General features: G+C 72.4%; 14 protein-coding genes and 1 pseudogene. 6 read left to right on the top strand and 9 right to left on the bottom strand.

The features are described 5' to 3' along the window. Window positions 1-48 precede the first annotated feature (48 nt). A complete protein-coding gene (locus ACIRVH_RS38510) occupies window positions 49-1890 on the bottom strand; it encodes an APC family permease (protein ID WP_403963749.1) in 1842 nt (613 codons plus the stop codon). A 229-nt stretch (window positions 1891-2119) separates the two neighbouring features. On the opposite strand from ACIRVH_RS38510, the gene ACIRVH_RS38505 reads away from it, so the two are divergent. Next, window positions 2120-2623 carry a hypothetical protein gene (locus ACIRVH_RS38505; RefSeq protein WP_403963746.1) on the top strand — a complete coding sequence of 168 codons (504 nt, stop codon included), beginning with the start codon at window positions 2120-2122 and terminating at the stop codon, window positions 2621-2623. A gap of 1 nt (window position 2624) precedes the next feature. Here ACIRVH_RS38505 and ACIRVH_RS38500 read toward each other — a convergent pair whose 3' ends face one another. Continuing rightward, window positions 2625-3425: a DUF4118 domain-containing protein gene (locus ACIRVH_RS38500; RefSeq protein ID WP_403963744.1), complete on the bottom strand. Its 801-nt coding sequence runs from the start codon at window positions 3423-3425 to the stop codon at window positions 2625-2627. Next, on the bottom strand, window positions 3425-5956 hold the full coding sequence (locus ACIRVH_RS38495) for an ATP-binding protein (protein ID WP_403963741.1): 2532 nt from the start codon (window positions 5954-5956) through the stop codon (window positions 3425-3427). The genes ACIRVH_RS38500 and ACIRVH_RS38495 overlap by 1 nt, the downstream gene beginning before the upstream one ends. A gap of 234 nt (window positions 5957-6190) precedes the next feature. Between ACIRVH_RS38495 and ACIRVH_RS38490 the strand changes: the two genes are divergently transcribed. Beyond that, window positions 6191-7765, top strand: a complete 1575-nt coding sequence (locus ACIRVH_RS38490) for a Na+/H+ antiporter (protein WP_403963828.1) — start codon at window positions 6191-6193, stop codon at window positions 7763-7765. A gap of 13 nt (window positions 7766-7778) precedes the next feature. On the opposite strand, the gene ACIRVH_RS38485 is transcribed toward ACIRVH_RS38490, so the two are convergent. Further along, window positions 7779-9191 (bottom strand): hypothetical protein, encoded by a 1413-nt coding sequence (locus tag ACIRVH_RS38485; RefSeq protein ID WP_403963738.1) that lies wholly within the window; start codon window positions 9189-9191, stop codon window positions 7779-7781. A 601-nt stretch (window positions 9192-9792) separates the two neighbouring features. Between ACIRVH_RS38485 and kdpB the strand changes: the two genes are divergently transcribed. Continuing rightward, window positions 9793-11946: a potassium-transporting ATPase subunit KdpB gene (gene kdpB / locus ACIRVH_RS38480; protein WP_403963735.1), complete on the top strand. Its 2154-nt coding sequence runs from the start codon at window positions 9793-9795 to the stop codon at window positions 11944-11946. A 340-nt stretch (window positions 11947-12286) separates the two neighbouring features. Next, window positions 12287-13096 carry an SDR family NAD(P)-dependent oxidoreductase gene (locus tag ACIRVH_RS38475; RefSeq protein WP_403963733.1) on the top strand — a complete coding sequence of 270 codons (810 nt, stop codon included), beginning with the start codon at window positions 12287-12289 and terminating at the stop codon, window positions 13094-13096. A 20-nt stretch (window positions 13097-13116) separates the two neighbouring features. Here ACIRVH_RS38475 and ACIRVH_RS38470 read toward each other — a convergent pair whose 3' ends face one another. Both ACIRVH_RS38470 and ACIRVH_RS38465 read right to left on the bottom strand, forming a co-directional pair. Further along, window positions 13117-14934 carry an APC family permease gene (locus ACIRVH_RS38470; RefSeq protein WP_403963730.1) on the bottom strand — a complete coding sequence of 606 codons (1818 nt, stop codon included), beginning with the start codon at window positions 14932-14934 and terminating at the stop codon, window positions 13117-13119. A gap of 171 nt (window positions 14935-15105) precedes the next feature. Further along, complete coding sequence (locus ACIRVH_RS38465; protein ID WP_403963726.1) at window positions 15106-16326, bottom strand: RNA-guided endonuclease InsQ/TnpB family protein; 1221 nt, start codon at window positions 16324-16326, stop codon at window positions 15106-15108. 360 nt (window positions 16327-16686) lie between these two features. On the opposite strand from ACIRVH_RS38465, the gene ACIRVH_RS38460 reads away from it, so the two are divergent. Beyond that, complete coding sequence (locus ACIRVH_RS38460) at window positions 16687-17493, top strand: hypothetical protein (protein ID WP_403963723.1); 807 nt, start codon at window positions 16687-16689, stop codon at window positions 17491-17493. Between the two features lie 304 nt (window positions 17494-17797). Further along, window positions 17798-18139 carry a hypothetical protein gene (locus ACIRVH_RS38455; RefSeq protein WP_403963831.1) on the top strand — a complete coding sequence of 114 codons (342 nt, stop codon included), beginning with the start codon at window positions 17798-17800 and terminating at the stop codon, window positions 18137-18139. 821 nt (window positions 18140-18960) lie between these two features. Here the strand turns inward: ACIRVH_RS38455 and ACIRVH_RS38450 are convergent. The 3 genes and pseudogenes from ACIRVH_RS38450 to ACIRVH_RS38440 form a co-directional block, all read right to left on the bottom strand. Continuing rightward, window positions 18961-19632: pseudogene (locus tag ACIRVH_RS38450) on the bottom strand (serine/threonine-protein kinase); the annotation flags it as partial. A 191-nt stretch (window positions 19633-19823) separates the two neighbouring features. Next, entirely contained in the window at window positions 19824-20549 is a 726-nt protein-coding gene (locus tag ACIRVH_RS38445) for a TIGR03943 family putative permease subunit (protein WP_403963721.1), read from the bottom strand. After that, entirely contained in the window at window positions 20546-21532 is a 987-nt protein-coding gene (locus ACIRVH_RS38440) for a permease (protein WP_403963825.1), read from the bottom strand. The genes ACIRVH_RS38445 and ACIRVH_RS38440 overlap by 4 nt, the downstream gene beginning before the upstream one ends. Window positions 21533-21638 lie beyond the last annotated feature (106 nt).

Below are 21638 nucleotides of genomic sequence, written 5' to 3'. Positions count from 1 at the left end.
CCTGATCCGTACCGGCCGGTAAGCGGCCGTGACTGTCGGTGACCCGGCTCACATCAGCCGGAAGCGCAGCCGGCAGATCACCGCGTCCGTCTCCCGCCGCACGGCGTGCGCGACGACGGCGCCCCGCTGGTTCTGCAGCAGCCGCTGCCACAGCCGCTCGGGCTCCGCCTCCGGGATCAGGACGGTGACCCGTGTGGCCGGCTCGGCGGCGGCCACCTCACGGACGTACGCGGCGATGGGGCGGCCCAGGCTGCGCCGCTCGCAGGACAGCCGCACCAGCGGCACTCCCGGGTCCCACTCGGCCCAGGCGCGCTCCAGGGCGTGCAGCTGGGTGCGGTCCTCCCGATCCGGGTAGCAGACGGTGACCGCGCGGACCTCGTCGCCCAGGGAGGCGGCGGCCGTCAGGGCCTCGGAGGTGAGCCGGGACAGGGTCGACACCGGGACGATCACCAGCGAGCGGTCGCGATGCGGGGCCTCGGGTATGCGGCCGAGTCCGAGTCGCTCGCCGATCCGGCCGTAGGCGCGGTGCACGGCGCCGAAGGCGGCGACGAGCAGGGGCAGCGCCACCACGATCAGCCAGGCGCCCTCGGTGAACTTGCTCGCGGTGACGACGACCGTCGCGACACCGGTGAGCAGCGCGCCGAAGCCGTTCAGCAGCGCCTTGCCGCGCCAGCCCCTGCCGCGCTCCAGGCGCCAGTGCCGGACCATGCCCACCTGGGCGATGGTGAAGCCGACGAACACCCCGATGGCGAACAGGGGCACCAGGGTGTTGGTGTCGCCGCCCGAGAAGACCAGCAGGGCCGCGGAGACCAGAGCGAGCGCGAGCACACCGTGCCGGTGGACCTGGCGGTCGGCCTTCAGGGCGAAGACGTGCGGCAGGTAGTTGTCGCGGGCGAGCAGCTTCAGCAGGACCGGCAGGCCGCCGAAGGAGGTGTTCGCGGACAGCGCCAGCAGGATCATCGTGGCGAACTGGAGGACGTAGAACGCCCAGTTGTGGCCGAGCGAGGCGTCCGCGAGCTGGGCGAGGACGGTGACGCCCTCGACCGGCTGGAGGTGGAAGCGGGAGATCAGCACCGACAGGCCGATCAGCATCAGGCCGAGCACCGCGCCGAGCGCGACCTCCGCGCGCTGGGCCCGCCGGGCCCGCGGGACGCGGAAGGAGGGGACGGCGTTGGCGATGGCCTCGACACCGGTCAGCGCGCTGCACCCGGAGGCGAACGCCTTCAGCAGGAGCAGGGTGCCCATGGTGGTGGCGTTGTCCGCGACGACCGAGGCGTGCCCGGCCGCGGTGACCGTGCTCACGGGGTGGGAGCGGAAGAGGCCGACCGCGATGAGGACGAAGATCGAGCCGACGAACACGACGGTCGGCACGATGAACGCCTTCGCCGACTCCACGATGCCCCGCAGGTTGACGCCCGTGATCAGCACCAGCACCGCCAGGCACAGCCACAGCCGGTCGTCGTACAGGCCCGGGAAGGCGGAGGTCAGGGCGGCCACGCCCGCGGTGACCGCGACGGCGACGTTGAGGACGTAGTCCAGGATCAGCGAGGCCGCCGCCACCAGGCTCGTCCGCGCGCCCAGGTGCGTCCTGGCCACCGCGTAGGAGCCGCCGCCGTCCGGGAAGGCCGCGATGACCTGCCGGTACGACGCCACCAGCACCGCGAGCAGTCCGGCGATGGCCAGGGTGACCGGCAGCGTGAAGCCGAGGCCGTGGGCGCCCGCGGCGGCCAGGACCAGGACGATCGCCTCCGGGCCGTACGCCACCGACGCCATGGCGTCCAGCGACAGCGCGGCGAGGCCGGTGAGGGCGGTGAGGCGGTGCCGTTCCCCGGTATCAGGCGGTTCTTCGTCGGCGGGCGTCGCGCCCGGCTGGAGGGTCAGGACGGACATGGGTGCGTGCTCCTTCTTCGTTCAGCCGCGCACGAGGTCCGAACGGTGCGCGGGTGCACCCAGGTTGTGTCCGTTCGCGGCCGGGTCCGACTGCTCCTTGCGGCTTCTTCGCGCCCAACCGTGCGACTTTGACGGGATCTTGACGGGCCATCTCGGAATTCACCTGATATCCGTCAAGATCCCATCAAAATGGTTCTATCCGGCCGCTCGGCTCCCTACCGTCGCCGCCATGGAACAGGCAGCACATGACGGTCGCCGGCCCAAGGACGTGCGGAATGCCGTCCGTTGTGCCGGGGTCCTGCTCGCCCTGCTCGTGCTCGTCGACTGGGGCTCGGGGCGGTTGGTGCCCTGGCGTTGCGCGCTGTGGTTCGCCCTCGCCCTGCTGCTGTTCCTCGTGCTGTGCCCCGCCCGGGTCTCGGCCGGCGAGGACTGGCTGGCCTCGCGGCGGCTGCTGCGCGAACGCCGGGTCCGCACGGACCTGCTGGTGTCCGTCCGCTTCCTGGACGGCATCGCTCAGCGGCTCGTGCTGAAGGACGCGCTCGGCGGCCGGGTGGAGATCGATCCCGAAGTCCTCGTGAACAACCCGGAGTTGTGGCGCCTCCTGGACCAGGGCGCGCGCAGGGCGGCCGACGACGGCCTGCTGCTGTGCGGGGCGACCGCCCTGCGGCGCCTGGCCCGGCGTATCGACTCCGAGACGGCCCAGGCCGTGTTCAGGGCCTCCGGGCTCGACTGACTCAGGTGACCGGACCCGAGGTGTCCAGCGCGGCCCCTGTCTGGTCGGCCAGGGTCACCGCGACCAGCCGGGCCTGGAGCGGCGGTAGGGGCCCCGGGCCGGGGGTGAGCATGAACCGGCCGAGGTAGTGCCCGTTGCCGTACGCCCGTAGCTCGGTCTCGCCCTCGGGCCAGCCGGCGGTGTCGACGTCCCGGGTGTGCCGGCCGACCGTCACGGTGCCGTCCTTCTCCAGCCGCGGCGGCCGCCCGATGAGGGTGCCGTACTCGAAGCGGCAGGCACGCAGGCCCAGCAGCTCGGTCAACTCCCGGCGCACGTGGTCGACCACGATGTCCGCGGAGTTGGCCGCGTGGGCGAGAGCGGCCGTGCGGTGGATCCGGTCCAGGTGGGCCGCGTCGGTCACGGCGACGACCTCCAGACGGCGGGCACGGGCGGCGAGCTGGGAGACGATCAGACCGACGACGAGCAGCAGGATCGCCGTCGCCACGTCCCCGGACGCGGTGATGTCGAACGTCTCGTACGGCCGGGTGAAGAAGAAGTCGTACCAGGCCGCCGCAGACAGCGCCGCCACGACTCCCGCCGTACGGCTGCCCAGCGCCGCCACCGCGACGACCACGACCACGAGGATCAGCGCGGCGTTCGTCCGCGACAGCTCCGTGCGCAGCGGCACGAGAGCGGCCGCCACCACGAGCGGGGCCACCACGCCCGCCGCGAGGGCGAGCCGGTCCCGCAGCGGCCGCGCGGCCAGCGTCGGGCGTGCCCGGCCGGTGCGGTGCAGCCGGAATGTGCTGGTCTCGGTGCTCATCAGGCACCTCCTACGCTCTGCGCACCCTGAGGGTGCGCGTGCTGTTCCGCGAAGGGCAGCGATACGACCATGGTCAGACCGCCGCCCGGGGTGTCCTCGGGGGTGAGGGTGCCGCTCATGGCCTCGGTCAGGCCGCGGGCGAGGGCCAGCCCGAGGCCGAGGCCGGTGGTGTTGTCGGTGTCGCCGAGCCGCTGGAACGGCTCGAAGAGGCGCTCCCGGCCGGCCCGGGGAAGCCCGGGCCCCCGGTCCACGACCCGCAGCTCCACCCGGCCCGCCAGGGCGCTGGCGGTGACCAGCACGTTCCGGCCGGGCGGGGTGTGCCGGGCGGCGTTGCCGGCGAGGTTGGCGATCACCCGCTCCAGCAGGGGCGGATCGGCCAGCACCGCCGGGATCGCCTCGGTGTCCGCCACGTCGACTCCGGGGACGTCCGCCAGTGCCGTGGGCAGCACCTCCTCCAGGGAGGTCGCGCGCAGGTTCAGGGTGAGGGCGCCCGCCTCCAGGCGGCTGAGGTCGAGGAGGTTCTCCACCAGGCGGTTGAGTTTGGCCATGGACTCGTCGGCGGTGGTGAGGAGTTCCTCACGGTCGGCGACGGAGAACTCGACCTCGCGGCTGCGCAGGGAGGTGACGGCGGCCCAGCCCGCGGCGAGCGGGGTGCGCAGGTCGTGGCCGACGGCCCGCAGCAGTGCCGTACGCATCCGGTCGGCGGCCTTGACCGGCTCGACCTCGGCCGCCGCCTCGGCCAGCCGGGCCCGCTCCACCGCGGAGCCGACATGCGCGGCGAACGCGGCCAGCACCCGCCGTTCGGAGGAGGACAGGGTCCGCCCGCGCAGCACCAGATGGGCTCCGGGACCGGCCGGTACGGCCGTCACGTCCCCGGCGTCGGGCGGCTCGTCCACCAGCTCCGCCGACTCCATGCCGAAGGTCTCCCGGGTGCGTTCCAGCAGCGCCGGGATGGTCGCACCGCCGCGCACGATGGAGCCGGCCAGGGACGACATGGTCTCGGCCTCGGCGGTGGCCCGCGCCGAGCGCCGGGACAGCCTGAGGGAGCGGTCTACGACTCCGGCCACTATGGCCGCGACGACCATGAACACCGCGAGGGCGAGCAGCGCGTTCGGGTCGTTCAGCGTGAACTGTCCTATGGGCGGGATGAACCAATAGTTCAGCAGCAGCGACGCCGTGATCGACGCGATCACCGCCGAGGTGACCCCGCCTATGCAGGCCACGCCCACCACGGCGAGCAGGAACAGCAGCGCCTCGCTCGTCAGGTTCACCGTGCCCCGCACCTGGGCGAGGACGGCGGTCAGCAGCACCGGGAGCACGAGCCCCGCCACGGGTCCGGCGATCAGGCGCCGGGTGGACAGGGTACGGCGCCGGGAGGGCAGCAGGGTGCCGCGTCCGGCGCGCTCGTGGGTGACGCGGTGGACGTCGATGTCGCCGGACAGCTCGGTCACGGTCTCGCCCGTGCCGGGTCCGGTGACGAACCGTTCCAGCCGTCCCCGGCGGCTGGTGCCCAGGACCAGCTGGGTGGCGTTCTCCGCGCGGGCGAACTCCACCAGCGTCGTCGCGATGTCGTCGCCGACCACCGAGTGGTAGCTGCCGCCCAGGTCCTCCACCAGCCGGCGCTGCCGGGCCAGCGAGGCGTGCGAGACACCGGCGGCCAGGCCGTCGCTGCGGGCCACGTGCACGGCGAGCAGGTTGCCCCCGGCGATGGGGGTCCCCCCTGCTCGAACGGAGTTGAGAGCTTGGGGGAGGGCGGCGATCCGCGCGGCCCGCCGGACCATCGTGTCCCCCTCCGGCCCGCCGGTCAGCGCGACGACCACCCGCTCCCGTGTCTCCCACACCCGGCCTATGCCGTGCTCGGTGCGGTACGCCTGGAGCGCCTCGTCGACCCGGTCGGCCACCCACAGCAGCGCCAGCTGGCGCAGCGCGGTCAGGTTGCCGGGCCGGAAGTAGTTGGCGAGGGCCGCGTCGATCTTCTCGGGCGCGTAGATGTTGCCGTGCGCCATGCGGCGGCGCAGCCCCTCCGGGGGCATGTCGACCAGTTCCAGCTGGTGGGCGCGGCGGACGACGTCGTCCGGGACCGTCTCGTGCTGGGGTACGTGCGTGATCTTCTCGACCACGTCGTTGAGGGATTCGAGGTGCTGGATGTTCAGCGCGGTGATCACGTCGATGCCGGCCGCGAGGAGTTGCTCGATGTCCTGCCACCGCTTGGGGTTGCGGCCGCCGCCCGGGACGTTGCTGTGGGCGAACTCGTCCACGATCGCGAGCTGCGGGCGCCGGGCGAGCACCGCGGCCAGGTCCATCTCCTCGAACTCGCCGCCCCGGTAGCCGCACCGGGCCCGCGGGACGACCTCCAGGCCGTCCAGCATGGCCTCGGTGCGCGGCCGCCCGTGGCACTCGGCGAAACCCACCACCACGTCCGCCCCGCGGGCGGCACGGCGCCGCCCCTCGTCGAGCATCCGGTAGGTCTTGCCGACTCCCGGGGCCGCCCCGAGGTAGACCTTCAGTCGTCCGGGCCGTACGTCACTCATCGCCGTCGACGCGCTCCGATCACTGGCTCAACTCCCCGGCAAGGGAGGGTCACTGCTCCCAAGGAAGCGCTTCCGGGCTCCGCGGGGTGCCCGTGTTAGCGATTCCTTGGCACCGGCCCCGGGGACCTTGACACTGTCTTGACGTGCCGTGGCCGGATAGGGTGAAAGCGGTGTGCCGGGAAGTCTGGTCGGCTGGGAGCCAGGGTGGCTCCTGTGAAGCCCCAGGGGGACGGCATGCGCAGCGTCGGCACGGTTCTCGCACTGGTCGTACTGGCCACCGTCGTGGCGACCTTCGCGCGCCGCTGGCGCATCCCCGCGCCCTCCCTGCTCGTCGTCGCCGGTCTCGCCGTGGCCCTGCTGCCGGGCACCCCGCAGATCGAGATCAGCCCCGAGATCATCGGGCTCGTCGTGCTGCCGCCGCTGCTGTACGCGAGCGCCGAGGAGATGCCCTGGCGGGAGCTGCGGGCGGTGTGGAAGCCGGTCGGGATCCTCGCCATCGGCCTGGTCCTCGCCTCCGCCGCTGCCGTGGGCGCGGTGGCCGCCACGGTGACGCCGCTGTCCTGGCAGATGGCGCTGGTCCTGGGCGCGGTGCTGGCCAGCACCGACCCGGTGGCGGTGACCGCGCTCGGCCGCAGGCTCGCCCTGCCGCCGAGGGTGCAGGTCCTCGTCCAGGCGGAGAGCCTGTTCAACGACGCGACCTCCCTGGTGCTGGTCCGGGTGGCGGCGGGCATCGCGGTCGCGTCGGCGGCGGCGAACTGGGGCTCCGCGGGCGGCAGGTTCCTGGTGCTGGCCGGCGGCGGCACGGTGATCGGCGCCGCGGTGGCCGGGGTGGTGGCCCTGATCCGGCGGCGCACCGAGGAACCGGTCCTGGAGACCGTGATAGCCCTGGTCACCCCCTACGCCGCGTATCTCCTCGCGGAGGCCGCGCACACCTCCGGGGTGACGTCGTGCGTGGTGGCCGGGGTGGTCCTGGGCGGCCGCGGCGACCGGCTCACCAACGCGCGCATACGACTCCAGCTGCACGCCGTGTACGGCACGGTCGTGTTCCTGCTGGAGAGCGTGGTCTTCTCGCTGATCGGGCTGGCGCTGCCCGCGCAGGTGCGGGCGCTGGCCGACGGCGACCGGGCCTGGCCGCTGTACGCCCTCGCCGTCGCCGCCACACTCATCGCCGTACGCCTGCTGTGGCTCGCGCCGCTGTCGGCCGTCGTCCAGCGCAAGGGCGGGGTCGGCCGCATGAACTGGCGGGTGCCGATGGTCCTGACCTGGGCGGGCACCCGGGGTGTGATGCCGCTGGCCGCCGCCCTGTCCATCCCGGAGTTCGCGAAGGACGGCTCCGCGCTGACGGACCGTCCCCTGGTCCTGGTCCTCACCACCTCGGTCGTGGTGATCACCCTCGTGGTCCAGGGCTTCACCCTCGCTCCGGTCGTCCGGCGCTCCGGCATCGCCCTGGAGCCCGCCCACACCGAACGAGAGGAGGTCGAGGCCCGCTCCCGCCTCGCCCACGCCGGACTCGCCCGGCTGGAGGAACTGGCCGAGCTGGAGGCCGTACCGGACGTCGTCCTCGACCGGCTGCGCCGCGGCCTCAACGCCCGCTTGGAGGACGCCCGCGACCGCCTCGCCGAGAGCAACGGCACCGCGACGGCCACCGAGTCGGCCGACCTGGTCTACCGCCAGCTCCGCCGCGACCTGATCACCGTGGAGACGGCGGAACTCCAGCGCCTCTACGACGGCCACCGCATCAGCGACACCACCCGCCGCCGGCTCCAGCGCTCGCTGGACCTCGAGGAGGCACGGCTGTCGGACGGATGAGGTCCTCGCGGGATCAGCGGAACTCCGCCAGCCGTGGCCGCAGTCCGAGCGCGGTGAGCGCCATCGACGCGAGCAGCAGACCGGCCGCCCGGGGCAGGAGCGTGTCCACCGCCGAACGACCGTCGCGCACCGACGAGTCGAAGTGGGCCTGGTTGATGCCCTTCACCTGGTCCAGCGCCGCCATCCAGGCACCGAAGTGGGCGTTGGAAGAGCCGGGCTCCCAGTCCATGCAGAACTCGGTGGCCACCCGCTCCTGTCCGGTCGCCACCAGTGAGCGGATCTTGCGGTCGTCGTGCTCGTAGACGGCGTACGCCCGCACGGTCCGCTCGGCCGCGCCGCGCTCCCCGGGAAAGGTGACGTTGTCGAGCTCGCGCCGGAACTCACCGGTGAAGCGCAGGTCGTGGTGGTCGGTCTCGTAGGCCTGCCAGGTGTTGGCCAACGCGCCGTCGTAGGTGGCGAGGGTCGCGCCCCGGATGCCGTACAGCTTCTGGGACTTGGCGAGGAACGCCCGCTCGTACCGGTCGCGGCGCTGCGGGTCGAGCAGGTAGCGGCTCTCGTCGGCGTTGGCGTCGTAGGCGACGGCCCGGGCCCGGGAGAGCGCGACGACGGAGTCGAAGGCGTCGCGGCGGGCGGTGCGCAGGTTCGCGGACGACGAGGCGAGCAGCTGCGCGCCGAGGACGACCGCGAGCAGGGCGCACACGGTGGCGGCTAGGACGCCGGGGTTCAGGATCCGGTGGAAGCGGCTGGCCAGGTACCACTGCAGGAGGCCGAGCACGGCGAGCAGGAGGACACCGAGCACGACGACGGCGGCGAGCCGGCCGGCGAGGGCGGAGCGGGCGGCGCCGTACTCGCCGTCGAAGGCACGGTCGTTGGAGGAGACCAGCGTGCGGGACTCGGGGAGCAGCCTGCTCTGCAGCAGGTCGGTCGCCCGGCGGTAGTCGACCAGGGCGGACGCCTTGCCGCCGGCGTGCCCGTCGTTCTCCAGGGCGCGGCCGATCAGCTCCTGGTACTCGGCGAAGTCGTCGGTCAGCGACTCCACGGTCCTCTCGTCGGACCGGTCCCCCTGTGCCGCGACGGCGAGGGTGCGCAGGTCGTGCCCGATCTCGCGCCGGGCGTCGCCGTAGAAACCGACCGCCTTCTCGTACGGCGTCCGCAGGCGGCCCTTGCCCGCATCACCGTTGGACAGCAGCATGTTGGCGGCCTGGGCGTCCATGTCGTTCAGGGCGAGGTTGAGATCGGCGGCGCTGGTGGTGCGCGGCGCGTCACGTCCGGCCACGCTGTCCCAGGTGCCGTTCGCGGCCAGCCCGGCGACGGTCAGCAGGACGGCCAGGGCGGCGGCGAGCAGGAGCGTGGCCGCGCGCAGAAGACGCAGCCGTGCGGGCACGGTGGCCCGGAAACGGCGGCGCAGAGCGGCCCGCGCGGCCACGACCTGCGGCTGAGGGCGCGACCCCGGACCCGGCTCGCCCGTCCGCGAACCCCCTCGTCTCCGTGGTCCGGGGCTGCCCCCCGACGGTTCCCGTCCTGGCGGAGTACCCCCCTCGGTCCGAGGACCCTGCGCTGTTCCGGCCGTGAGAGTCACGGTCCCTCCAACATCACGCCATCGGACGGTCGCCCGTCCCCCGTTGTCGATCAGTCTGCGACCGGATCCGGCCATGGACGGCTGACGTTGACGCGTTCCTGATGGCTCCTCAGCTCGGTTTGACGGCACTTTGACGGCGGCTACGGAGCCGCCGTATGAGTGCCGCAAATTCCGTCCCCTTCGGGCGGGTTGGTGTCGCGAACGGCGTTAGATTCGCTGTCGGCCGCCACTGGGGCCGCGGGCGTCAGCGGCCCCACCCGACCGGTGGAGTCCCCACTCCGCAGTGGCGCGAGGGCGGTCCGGTGCGTGTCCCAGGGACAGGCATCGGCGCGCCGACGTCCCTTCATCCCATCGCTGACGTCGGTGCGCCCCCGTGCGGTGCCGGGGCCCCGGCACCGCACGGGCCGTGGCCACAGTCCCTGTCCGCCCTCAAGGCACGAAGGTGTCCATGCTTCCCGCTGCCCCCGAGCAGGCCCGACCGTCACATCCCCGGCGCGCCCTCCGGCCCTTACCGGAACGAAGGGCAGGACGCCGGGCCCCGAGCGGACTGTTCGAACCCGTCCAGCTCGTCCGCTCCTTCCCCGAGGCGCTGCGCAAACTGCACCCGCGCGCCCTGGTCCGGAACCCGGTGCTCTTCGTCGTCTCCGTCGGCGCGGCCCTGACCACCCTGTCCGCCCTCGTCCACCCCGCCGTCTTCACCTGGGTCATCAGCCTCTGGCTGTGGCTGACGGTGGTCTTCGCCAACCTCGCCGAGGCGGTCGCCGAGGGCCGCGGCAGGGCGCAGGCCGAGTCACTGCGCAGGGCCCGTACGGACACGGTGGCGCTGCGGCTCGAACACTGGAGCTACGGTACGGACCTCGCCACCGCCCGCACGGAGGCCGTCGCCGCCACCGATCTGAAACCGCTGGACGTCGTGGTGGTCGAGGCGGGCGAGATGATCCCGGCGGACGGTGACGTGGTCGACGGGGCCGCCGCTGTGGACGAGTCCGCCGTCACCGGTGAGTCGGCGCCGGTGATCCGGGAGTCGGGCGGCGACCGCAGCGGGGTCACGGGCGGTACGACGGTCCTGTCCGACCGGATCGTCGTCCGGGTCAGCGCCCGCCCGGGCCACAGCTTCCTGGACCGGATGATCGCCCTGGTCGAGGGCGCGTCCCGGCAGAAGACGCCGAACGAGATAGCGCTGAACATCCTGCTGGCCTCGCTCACGATCATCTTCCTGCTGGTCGTGGTCACCCTCCAGCCGATGGGCGAGTACGCCGAAGCCGCCCAGTCGACGGCCGTGCTGGTCGCGCTCCTCGTCACCCTCATCCCGACCACGATCGGCGCCCTGCTCTCCGCGATCGGCATCGCCGGCATGGACCGGCTGGTGCAGCGCAACGTCATCGCCCTGTCCGGGCGCGCGGTCGAGGCGGCGGGCGACGTGAACACCCTGCTGCTCGACAAGACCGGCACCATCACCCTCGGCAACCGCGAGGCCGCCGCCTTCGTCCCGCTGCCCGGCATCGACGAACGGCAGCTCGCCGACGCCGCCCAGCTCTCCTCACTGGCCGACGAGACCCCGGAGGGCCGCTCCGTCGTCGTCCTCGCCAAGGAGCGGTACGGACTGCGGGCGCCCGCCGAGGGCGAGTTGGCGAACGCCCGCTGGGTCGCCTTCAGCGCCCGCAGCCGGATGAGCGGCGTCGACCTGCGCTGGGACAACGGAGCGGTGTGCGCCATCCGCAAGGGCGCGGCCCAGCAGGTGATCGAGTGGGCGCAGATGTACGGCGGCCAAGTGCCGCCCGAGGCACGGATGTACGCCGACGCCGTGGCCGCGTCCGGCGGTACCCCGCTGCTGGTCGCCGTGCACGACTGGGACGGGCCGCGCGTCCTCGGCCTGATCCACCTCAAGGACGTCGTCAAGGACGGCATCCGCGAACGCTTCGCCGAACTGCGCCGGATGGGCATCCGCACGGTCATGGTCACCGGCGACAACCCGCTCACCGCCCGCGCCATCGCCGAGGAGGCGGGCCTGGACGACTACCTGGCCGAGGCGACCCCCGAGGACAAACTCGCGCTGATCCGGCGGGAGCAGGCCGGCGGCAAGCTGGTCGCGATGACCGGTGACGGCACCAACGACGCCCCGGCCCTCGCGCAGGCGGACGTCGGCGTGGCGATGAACACCGGTACGTCGGCCGCCAAGGAGGCCGGCAACATGGTCGACCTCGACTCCAACCCGACCAAGCTCATCGAGATCGTCGAGATCGGCAAGCAACTCCTCATCACCCGAGGCGCGTTGACGACGTTCTCCATCACGAACGACGTCGCGAAGTACTTCGCGATCATCCCGGCGATGTTCGCGGGCACATACCCCGGCCTGGAGTCGCTGAACGTCATGGGCCTGCACAGCCCGACCTCGGCCATCACCTCGGCGATCATCTTCAACGCGCTGATCATCGTCGCGCTGATCCCGCTGGCCCTGCGCGGAGTGCGCTACACCCCGTCCTCGGCCCACGATCTGCTGCGCCGCAATCTGCTCGTGTACGGGCTCGGCGGGCTCGTGCTGCCCTTCGTGGGCATCAAGCTGATCGACCTGCTCGTGTCGGGGGTGCCCGGCCTCGGCTGAAGCCCGCCAGGCTCCCCGTCAAGGACGCGTATGCGCACGTCAGAGCCCCGTCAGAGAGAGGTGTTCCGTCTTGCCCGGCGGATGCGGGACGGCTTCCATGGAGCCTGTGAACAGCGCCTGGCTTCTCTTCGACCGGCCGCCGAGTCCCGCTCGGCCGTCGCGTCGTCAGCCGCGCTGAACGGAAGCGCCCGCGTCCCGCCGACGCGCGTCCGCCGACGCCGCTTTCCGTGACCCGAGGGGCGCCGTGATCGGCTCCGGCGCCCCTCGCTCCTCCTTCTCCACCGCACGCCCACCGCCCCTCACCGGGCCGTGCCGGCGTGCCCGCGACCCCGGATGGGACATGTCCGACTCCACCCTTTCCTCTCGCACCGTCCTGATCACCGGCGCCACCTCCGGCATCGGTTACGCGACCGCCCGCCGGCTCGCCGAGCGCGGCGCCACCGTGCTGCTGCACGGCCGTACCGCCGAGGAGGCGCGGGCGGCGGCAGACCGCCTCATCGCCACGGCAGGAGCCCAGGCGACCCGACTGCACGCGTACGGCGCCGACTTCACCCACCTGGAAGAGGTGGAGACCCTCGCCGGCACGATCGTCTCCGCCCACCCGCACCTGGACGTCCTCGTCAACAACGCGGGCATGGCCGCCCCCGAGCGGCACACCGTCACCGCCGACGGCAACGAGATCGCCTTCCAGGTCAACTTCCTCGCCCACTACCTGCTCACGTGCCTGTTGGAGCCGGCTCTGACGACCGACCCGGGCGGCCGGGTCGTGAACGTCTCGTCCTCCCTGCACCGCACGGCCTCCATCCAGTGGGCCGACCCCAACCGCGCCCGCCGCTACTCCCGCCTCGCCGCCTACGCCCAGTCCCAGCTCGCCCTCACGGTCTTCGCGGCCGACCCGCGCGTCACCGCCGTGTCCGTCCACCCGGGCGTCTGCGACACCGCCCTGCTTCCGCTCTACGCCCACGAGGGCGTCTCCCCCGCCGAGGGAGCCGCGCACGTGGTCCGGCTGTGCGACCCGGCCGTCGAGATCGTCAACGGCGCCTACTACGACCGCGACGAGCGCGTCGCGCCGGCTCCGGCCGCGACCGAGGACCGCACCGTCAGGCGCCTCAGCAAGCTGGCCGACCTGCTGGTCGGCCGCACCGCTTGACCGCCGCCCTCCGCCCCGCCTCACATCCGCAGCCGGTACGGCAGCATGCACACCACCACGTCCGTGCGGGCCCGCAGCACGGTCGCCAGCAGCAGGCCCCGCTGGTTCTGCAGGATCTCGTAGCGGCGGTGCCGGGGTTCGACCTCGGGGATCAGCACCGCGATCTGCCGGCCGTCACGGGCCGCGTGCTGCACGTACTCGACCATCGGCCGGACCAGGGAGCGGTGCGGGCTGTCGATGACGTCGAGGCGTACCCCCGGGTTCCAGCGTGCCCACGCCTCCTGGAGGGCGCGGGTCTTGTCGGGGTCGTTGTGGACGGCGACGGCGACCACCTCGTCGCCCAGCGCGAGGGCGGCGCCGATGGCCTGCCGGGCGAGCTTGCTGACGTCGCCGAGCGGGACGATCACCAGGCTGCCGGGGCGCGGGGCGGGCGGGTCGGGGATGCGGCCGAGGCCGAGTTCCTCGCCGACCTCCGTGTAGTAGCGCTGGATGCGGGAGAACAGCAGCATCAGCAGCGGCACGGCGATCACGACCACCCAGGCGCCCTCCAGGAACTTGGTGAAGAGGAGGATCAGCCCGGCCAGGGTGGTGAGCACCGCCCCGGTGCCGTTGATGAGCGCACGGTGCTTCCAGCCCGGGGGTCGCTCGGTCGCCCAGTGCCGGACGAGGCCGAGCTGGCTGAGCGTGAAGCCGATGAACACCCCGATCGCGAACAGCGGGATCAGCCGGTGGGTGTCGGCGTCGGACGCGACGAGCAGCAGCGCGGCCAGCAGGGCCAGCGCCACCACGCCGTAGCGGTAGACGGGCCGTTCGGCGCGCAGCCCGAACAGGTGGGGCAGCCGGTGGTCGCGGGCCAGCAGGCTCATCAGCACCGGCAGCCCGCCGAAACTGGTGTTCGCCGCGAGCAGCAGGACCAGGGTGACGATCAGGTTGGTGGCGTAGTACGCCCAGCCGTCGCCGTAGACGCCCGCGGTGAGCTGGGCCAGGACGGTGACACCGCCGCGCGGGGCGACGTGGTCACGGCGGATCAGCACGGCGATGCCGATCAGCATCAGGCCCAGCAGCCCGCCCAGCATGAACTCGGTGCGCTGGGCGCGCCTGACCCGCGGGGTGCGGAACGTCGGCACGGCGTTGGCGATGGCCTCCACGCCCGTCAGCGCCGAGCAGCCGGACGAGAACGCCTTGAGGAGGAGCAGAAGACCCAGGGTTTCGTGCGCCTGGACGGGCTGCGCGGTGCCCACCACCGCCGCCGGATGGGAGCGGAGGAGGCCGCCGACGACGACCCCGAGGACGGCCACGACGAACAGCACGGTCGGCAGCATCAGCACCCGGGCGCTCTCGGTCACACCGCGCAGGTTCACGACCGTCAGCAGCGCGAGCCCCACCAGGCACACCAGCAGCTTGTCCCGGGCCAGGTCGGGGAACGCGGAGGCCAGGGCGTCCGCGCCCGCGGTCAGGCTGACGCAGACCGTGAGGACGTAGTCGACGACCAGACTGGCCGCGGCGAGCAGGCTGGCGGTCACGCCCAGGTCCTTCTTGGCCACCGCGTAGGCGCCTCCGCCGTCCGGGTGTACGGCGATGACCTGGGCGTACGACACGACGAGCGCCGCGAGCAGGAAGGTGATCGCCAGCGTGATCGGCAGGGTGGCGGCCAGCGCCGCGGTCCCGGCCGTGACCAGCACCAGCACGATGGCCTCGGGGCCGTACGCGACCGAGCTGAGCGCGTCAAGGGACAGCGCGGCCAGCCCTTCCAGGCTGGTGAGGTGGTGCTTCTCCCCCTCGCCCGGGCGCAGCGGGACCCGCGGTTCCAGCTCACGACGTGCCAGGCCATACGCCATCGGGACCTCACCACGGACGGCAGAACGGTCCGGACCAGTCTCCGCGCGCGACGGCCGTACGGCTCCTCGGGATCGGCCGTCCGCGTGCGTGCCCCCGTTTCACGAGGGGCACGAGTCACCCCATGAATCCCCTTTGAATCCTCCCCGCCCGGAAGGGAGGGGATTCCTGGCTCAGGCGGCCGCCAGGGGCAGCGCCCCAGGTGGTCTTACGCCCTCAGCACCAGCCGGGTTGAGACCAGCCCGGACGAGCATCACACGTGCGGAGTTCTTGTCCCGTGGGCTCACGGTTCCGCATGCGGTGCAGGTGTAGGTGCGCTCACCCAGCGGCAGTGCGTGCTTGGCTCTCGCTCCGCAGTGCGCGCAGTCCATCGTGGTGTGCGCCGGATGTACCAGGTGCACGGCACGGCCGTGCTTGCGTCCCATCTCGATCAGGGCCGCCTTGGTGGCGCCGATGGCAGCGTCAGCGGCCTTGCGGGCCATCGAAGTCCGGGCGAGGAACTTCGGCTTGAAGTCCTCGACGGCCAGAGCATCATGGTCGGTCACGACGGACTTGGCCCATTTGCGGCCGGCGTCCTGGCGTCGACGCGCGACCTTCTTGTGCAGCTTGGCGCGCAGTCGTTTCGCTTCGCGGTAGCCCTTCGATCCGGCCTGACCCTTCTTCGGCTTGCGGCGGGCCATCATCCGGTCATATCGGGTCAGCTTCTCCTTGACCTTCCTGCCGTGCTCGGCGTGCGGGAGATCATGGGTGTCGGATGTGGTGGTCGCAGTCACCTTCACACCCCAGTCGATGCCGATCACCGCACCGGTCTCCGGCAGCGACTCAACGGCGGCGGGGACGACAAAGCTGGCGTACCAGTGGCCGATGCTGTCCGTGTAGACGCGGACGCTGGAAGGGTCGGCTGGCAGGTCCCGCGACCACACCACGGTCAGAGCGATCCCGCCCGCCAGGTGCAGCTCTGCGCCCTTCAAACGGAAGCCGCGTCGGGTGTAGTTGAGGGTGGGCAGCGCCTCGCACTTCTTCTTCCACCTGGGCATCCCTGCCCGGCGTTGCATAGGCAGCCGGTCCTTGATGTCTTTCTGGGCCTTGGCGCGGGACTTGCCAAAGTCCCTGATGATCTGCTGCTGCGGCACCGAGGAGCCCTCGCGCAGCCATGGGGTCGCCTGGCGCGCCTCGGTTAGCATCTTGTCGAGCTGTGCTGGGCCACACGTCCGTTTGAGCCCGGTAGCCTTGTTGTCCTGGTGCACGGCCTTGGACTTGGCCACGCACTCGTTCCACACCCACCGGCACCGGTCCCACTCCGCCATCAAGGCTCCGCGGGCAGTGGACGACACGCGAAGCCGGAACGTGTACCGGGCATGCCCCACTCCGCCGGTCTCCGCCGCTGCTGCCATGCCATCACCCCGCCCACGTTCCGTGTCCCCCTGCCGGACGACCGTACGTGCGAGATCCGCACACCCGCACCCCTCTCCCGCCACGATCACCCCAATCGGCGAACACAGACACACGCGTTCCCCTTCACCCGGCTCCGCCTAGCAAGCCGCAGCGGCACTCCGCGCTCGGGAAGCCGGATGCTGCGACGCTCCGCGCCGATGTCACGGGTTGCGATTCCTCCCCGGCGTGAGGGCCTCCTCACAAGAGACCAGGTAAATGTGTGCAGGAGTGCCACAAGGGCCGCACACGGTCTTCCGAAAGCCTCGTTAGCGTTGCCGCTCGATCCCACGTGCGAACGCGTCGAATCGGAAAGACCTCACATGGACTACTGCTCCTCGTGCCGTCGGCATCTGAACGGCGCCCTGGTGTGTCCCGGCTGCGGCGCTTACGCCCCGGACATAGCCCCGCACACGCCGGCGGCCGTCCCCACGGCGCGAGCGGCCGCCCCCTCCGCCGCTTCCTCCGCCGCCTGGTACGACGACGATCTCGCGGTCGAGCCCACGCCGTCCGCGAGGGACGAGGCCACGTCCGACGACGTGGAGGACGCGCCCGCCGCCTCGCAGGGACGGGCCGCCCGGCGCCGCCAGCTGGCCCGGTGGAAGAAGAACAAGCGCCGGGCCGCGGTCGCGTCGGCCGTCGCGCTCGTCGGCGGCGGGCTCACCCTGGCCTCGATGGACCGCCAGTCCCCCGACCGGGCCCAGGCGGCCTCGGCCCCGGACAACCGGCCCATGGGCGCCACCGACGGAGAGACCGACGCCGGGACTCCTCCGGTGTCGACACCCCCCGGCCAGCACCGGTCCCCGCGCACCACGACCCCGGCCCACACCCAGCAGCCCGCGGCCGCCGGCCCGCACCGGCGGACCGTCGCCACCGCACCCCGGACCACCGTGGCGAACACCCACCCGGACGCCGCCGCCGCTCCGGTCCCGGCGCAGACGCCGACCGCATACCGGCAGGCCCCCGCCCCGGCCTCCGACGGCACCGGCACCGTTGCCCAGCAGCCGTCCACCCCCGCTCCCGCCCCCTCGACCAGTAGCGGCACAGACTCGGGCACGCCCCAGACGAGCCCCTCCCCGGCCGCGACCTCCCCGGCCCAGCTCTGCCTGCTCGTGGTGTGCCTGGGCTGACCGCCCGGCCCGTCAGTTGTTCCAGGTCTCGTCGTACGGATGGCTGCCGCTTCCTGGGTGCTGCGAGGCACAAGGGCAGCAACATGACCCGGGCCCCTGTGGGCAAGTGCCGATAGGGGCGGGCCGCAATGCGGCGCGGGGACCGATTCTCGGGCCGGGCGGAGCGGCCGAGGCATAAGGATTCCGTCCGGCTCGCTCTGGGCTGCGCCCTGACGTTCTGCGCCATGACCCTGCTCGTCGGCTGGGACGCGGAGAGCCTGACGCCGGTGCGCACGCTGCTCTGGGTCGCCCTGTCGGCCGCGGTGTGCGTCCTCCTGCTGCCGCAGCGGGTCGCGCGGGCCCCGGCCGGCTGGCCGTCCGCACCCCCTGGCGCCGCCTCGTGGTCCACACGGACGCGCTGGCGGCGGTACGGCAGTACGACGGCGTCTCCTCCCACCTCGTCCTACGGGACGTGCAAGGGCACCGCGTCCAGCTCGATCCCCGGATCCTCGCCGCGAACCCGCTGCTCTGGCACGAACTCGACACGGGCGTCCGCCGCTCCCTGGAACGCGGCACACTGCACCACGGCGCGCACGTCCTGGCCCGCCTCGGCCGCCACATCGACGACGAGGCCCAGCAGGTCCTGCGCGCATCGGGGCTCTTCTGACCCTCTTCCGGGCGCCGGTTCAGCGATCGTCGCCGCTCAGGCGGGCTCCGTTGACGGCGGTGTCGAAGACCGGCCGGTACGTGTGCCATTGCGCGTCCGGCGCGGACAGGTAGATCACATACTGGGTGCCGTCGGCGCCGGCGAATGCCAGCTCCGCCCCCCCGGTACTTGCGTGCCCTGCCGTCGAAGGTGAATTCCCAGTACCCGGCAGGCCGCCCCCGGAACTTGGTCGCGGCCATCCTCACCCGTTCATAGTTGGCATTGTCGCGACGGGTCTGGTCCTCTTCCGTCTCACGCCAGTGCTGCAGCGGATCGGTGCCCGCGAACTGGACGACGTTGACCCTCAGGCCCACCTTGCCGGAAGGGTCTATGTAGCCGACCTCGCCTCCGGGCAGCGTCTTTCTGGTCCAGCCGTCCTGGACAGGGACGGAGATGCCGGTGTCCGCCTTCTCCAGGTGGTATCCGGCGGGCAACGGCGGCACGGTGAAGCCGGAGGGGCTGGTACTCGGCGAGGAGGCGGAGGAGGCATCGGCCCGGTCGGTGTGCGGCGTATCGGCACCGCCCCTGAGCCACCACAGCGCACCGCCCGCCACGCAGGCGGCGAGTGCCACGGCCAGAACCGACCGCGTCACCGTTCGGCGGCGGTTGCCGCCGCCCTTGCGTCCGGGAGGCGCGAGGTCGTCGACACGGTCCGGGCGGGTGGGCGGATCGATGGGAGCGCTCCGTGTGCCGGTGCCGGTGCCGGTCGCATCGTCTAGGAGGCGTTCGACCTCGTGCACGTCCATCCGCTGTTCCGGTTCCTTGACGAGCAGACCCTCGATCACCGGGGCCAGGTCCCCGGCGTTGCGCAGAGGCTCGTAGGCGTCGGTGGCGATGGCGTACGCGGTCTCGATCGGGGTGTCGCGGTGGAACGGGAGCCGACCCTCGACCGCCTGGTACAGCGTTGCCCCGAGGGCCCACAGATCGCTGGCGGGACCGGGCTCCTTGTGCGCGTTCCTGAGGCGCTCGGGCGCCAGGTAGCGAATGGAGCCGATCAACTCGCCGGACTTGGTCAGCGAGGACGTTCCCGACTCCATGGCGATCCCGAAGTCGGTGAGGACGATCCGCCCGCCGTGCCCCAGCAGAACGTTGGCGGGTTTGACATCGCGGTGCAGGACCCCGGCGTCGTGGGCGGCGCGCAGGGCAGCGGCCGTGGCACGGCCGATCCGGGCGGCCTCCTCGGGCGGCAGCGCACCCTGACGCTTCAGGACGTCACTCAACGTGACCGAGGGGATGTACTCCATGACGATGCACGGCAGGCCCTCGTCATCGACGACGTCGTGCACCACGATCACGTTGGGGTGGGTGATCCGGGCGGCGCTGCGGGCCTCACGACGGGTGCGCTCGTAGAGCCGGTGGACCTCGTCGTCGTGCAGATGCGGCGGAATGTGCAGCTTCTTCACGGCGACGTGACGGCCGAGCAGCTTGTCCTCAGCCCGCCACACGGTGCCCATGCCACCACTGCCCACCCGCTCCACCAGCAGGTATCGGCCGGCTATGAGCCGCCCAAGATCGGACACCGTGAGATCGTCTCCTACTCCGCTTCCCATTCGCGAACAGTCGAGGTCGACGAGGAACGATAACTCATCCGACTCAACGGGCACGGCCACCGCAGCGCATCCGGGCGGCCTGCGGGCACGTCGCCTCAGTTGTTCCAGGTCTCGTCGTACGGATCCTGCGGCGTCGGTACCGGCTTCACCGAGGTGACCAACAGGTACGGGATCGGGCCGTTGTTGACGGGGTCGTGGGTCAGCTTGGCGGTGTAGGTGCCCGTGACCTCCAGCCAGGCGTCCGGCTGCAGGACCGGGGGGAGCTTGCCGGTGAGGGCGATCTTCACCGGCTGGGCGTCCGCCGCACAGCAGTTGAGGGCCATGCGGACGAGGTAGGGCGCGCCGCTGTGGTCCAGGGCCAGGAAGCCGGTGACGCGGACCGGGCGGCCGTTCAGGGAGCGGCCGTGGTCGTAGGCCGCGCGGGACGCGTAGTCGACCACGCTGAGCGGGACCGGGTCACCGGCGGGCAATTTGCCGTAGCCGTACGGCTGTTGCAGTGCGGTGCCGGTGCGCAGGGCGCTGTAGGAGCCCAGGGCCGGCGGGGCGACGAGGATGAGGGAGAGCAGGGGCAGCACGAGGAGCCAGGAGATGCGGGGCTCCGGGTGCGCGTGGTCGGCGTGGGCGGTGGCCTTCGCCGCCTTGTTCCGCTTGCGCTCGTACCACGCCGTCGCCAGGGCAGCCGCGATCAGGACCGCGCCGGAGGCCAGCAGCATCGGTTGCAGGCCCGCCTTGACGTAGCGCAGGTAGAGATCGGTGGCGCCCGCGTGCAGAAGGGCGGCGCCCAGCAGGAACATCACTGCCGCCTGGGCCTGGCGGTTCACAGGAGCACCGTCCCGGTCACCACGGCGCCCACGACCGCCAACGCGAACGTGGCGGGGGCGAAGCGCAGTGCGAAGGCGCGGCCGAAGGTGCCCGCCTGCATCGCGAAGAGCTTGAGGTCGATCATCGGTCCCACCACCAGGAACACCAGCTTGGCCGTCAGGGAGAACTGGGTGAGGGAGGCCGCGACGAACGCGTCCGCCTCCGAGCAGATGGACAGCAGTACGGCCAGTACGGCGAGGGCGAGAACGGAGACCAGGGGGTTGTCGGCCGCCGCGCGCAGCCAGGTCGCCGGGGTCGCCGCCTTCAGCGTGGCCGCGGCCATCGCGCCCAGGACCAGGAAGCCGCCCGCGTGCACGGTGTCGTGCCGGACCGAGTTCCAGAAGGTCTCGCCCTTGGTCGCGCCCTCGTGCGCGCCGTGGGCCGGCTGGCGCAGCCAGTCCGTGCGGCCCAGGCGCTGCCACAGCCAGCCCATCGCGCAGGCCACCAGAAGGCTGGCCACGAACCGGGCCAGGACCATCTCCGGATTGCGCGGGAAGGCGACGGCTGTGGCGGTCAGGACGATCGGGTTGATCGCGGGGGCCGAGAGCAGGAAGGCCAGGGCGGCCGCGGGGGTCACGCCACGGCGGACCAGCGCGCCCGCCACCGGGACCGAGGCGCACTCGCAGCCCGGCAGCACCGCGCCCGCCATCCCGGCGACCGGTACGGCCAGGGCGGGCCGGCTCGGCAGGGCGCGGGCGAAGAAGGACGGGGGTACGAAGACCGCGATCGCCGCCGAGAGGAGGACCCCGAGGACCAGGAAGGGCAGCGCCTGGACCGTCACGGCCACGAACACGGTCATCCAGCTCTGCATCAGCGGGGTGCCGAGGGCCCCGCGGATCGGGGACTGGGCGAGCACCGCCAGCAGCAGGGTCATGGTGAGGATCAGCGGGGAGCTGAGGCGCCGGCCCTCCTGGCCGTCCTGACCCTTCTGGCCTGCCCGGATTGCCTGACCCTCCTGACGTGCCCGGCCCGGCCGTTCGCCGGACGGGCGCGCCGGGTCGCGTTCGGTGGCGCCGGGCGGGGCGTCTTCGGTGATGGCCACGGGCGGG

Source organism: Streptomyces sp. NPDC101165, assembly GCF_044768135.1.
Lineage (GTDB): Bacteria > Actinomycetota > Actinomycetes > Streptomycetales > Streptomycetaceae > Streptomyces.
This window is presented reverse-complemented; position numbering and strand designations above follow the sequence as displayed.

Coding starts and splice junctions, on each gene's coding strand:
- ACIRVH_RS38470 (WP_403963730.1), bottom strand. CDS start 14,934: ATGGCGTATGGCCTGGCACGTCGTGAGCTGGAACCGCGGGTCCCGCTG.
- kdpB (WP_403963735.1), top strand. CDS start 9,793: ATGCTTCCCGCTGCCCCCGAGCAGGCCCGACCGTCACATCCCCGGCGC.
- ACIRVH_RS38490 (WP_403963828.1), top strand. CDS start 6,191: ATGCGCAGCGTCGGCACGGTTCTCGCACTGGTCGTACTGGCCACCGTC.
- ACIRVH_RS38510 (WP_403963749.1), bottom strand. CDS start 1,890: ATGTCCGTCCTGACCCTCCAGCCGGGCGCGACGCCCGCCGACGAAGAA.
- ACIRVH_RS38460 (WP_403963723.1), top strand. CDS start 16,687: ATGGACTACTGCTCCTCGTGCCGTCGGCATCTGAACGGCGCCCTGGTG.
- ACIRVH_RS38465 (WP_403963726.1), bottom strand. CDS start 16,326: ATGGCAGCAGCGGCGGAGACCGGCGGAGTGGGGCATGCCCGGTACACG.
- ACIRVH_RS38475 (WP_403963733.1), top strand. CDS start 12,287: ATGTCCGACTCCACCCTTTCCTCTCGCACCGTCCTGATCACCGGCGCC.
- ACIRVH_RS38500 (WP_403963744.1), bottom strand. CDS start 3,425: ATGAGCACCGAGACCAGCACATTCCGGCTGCACCGCACCGGCCGGGCA.
- ACIRVH_RS38495 (WP_403963741.1), bottom strand. CDS start 5,956: ATGAGTGACGTACGGCCCGGACGACTGAAGGTCTACCTCGGGGCGGCC.
- ACIRVH_RS38505 (WP_403963746.1), top strand. CDS start 2,120: ATGGAACAGGCAGCACATGACGGTCGCCGGCCCAAGGACGTGCGGAAT.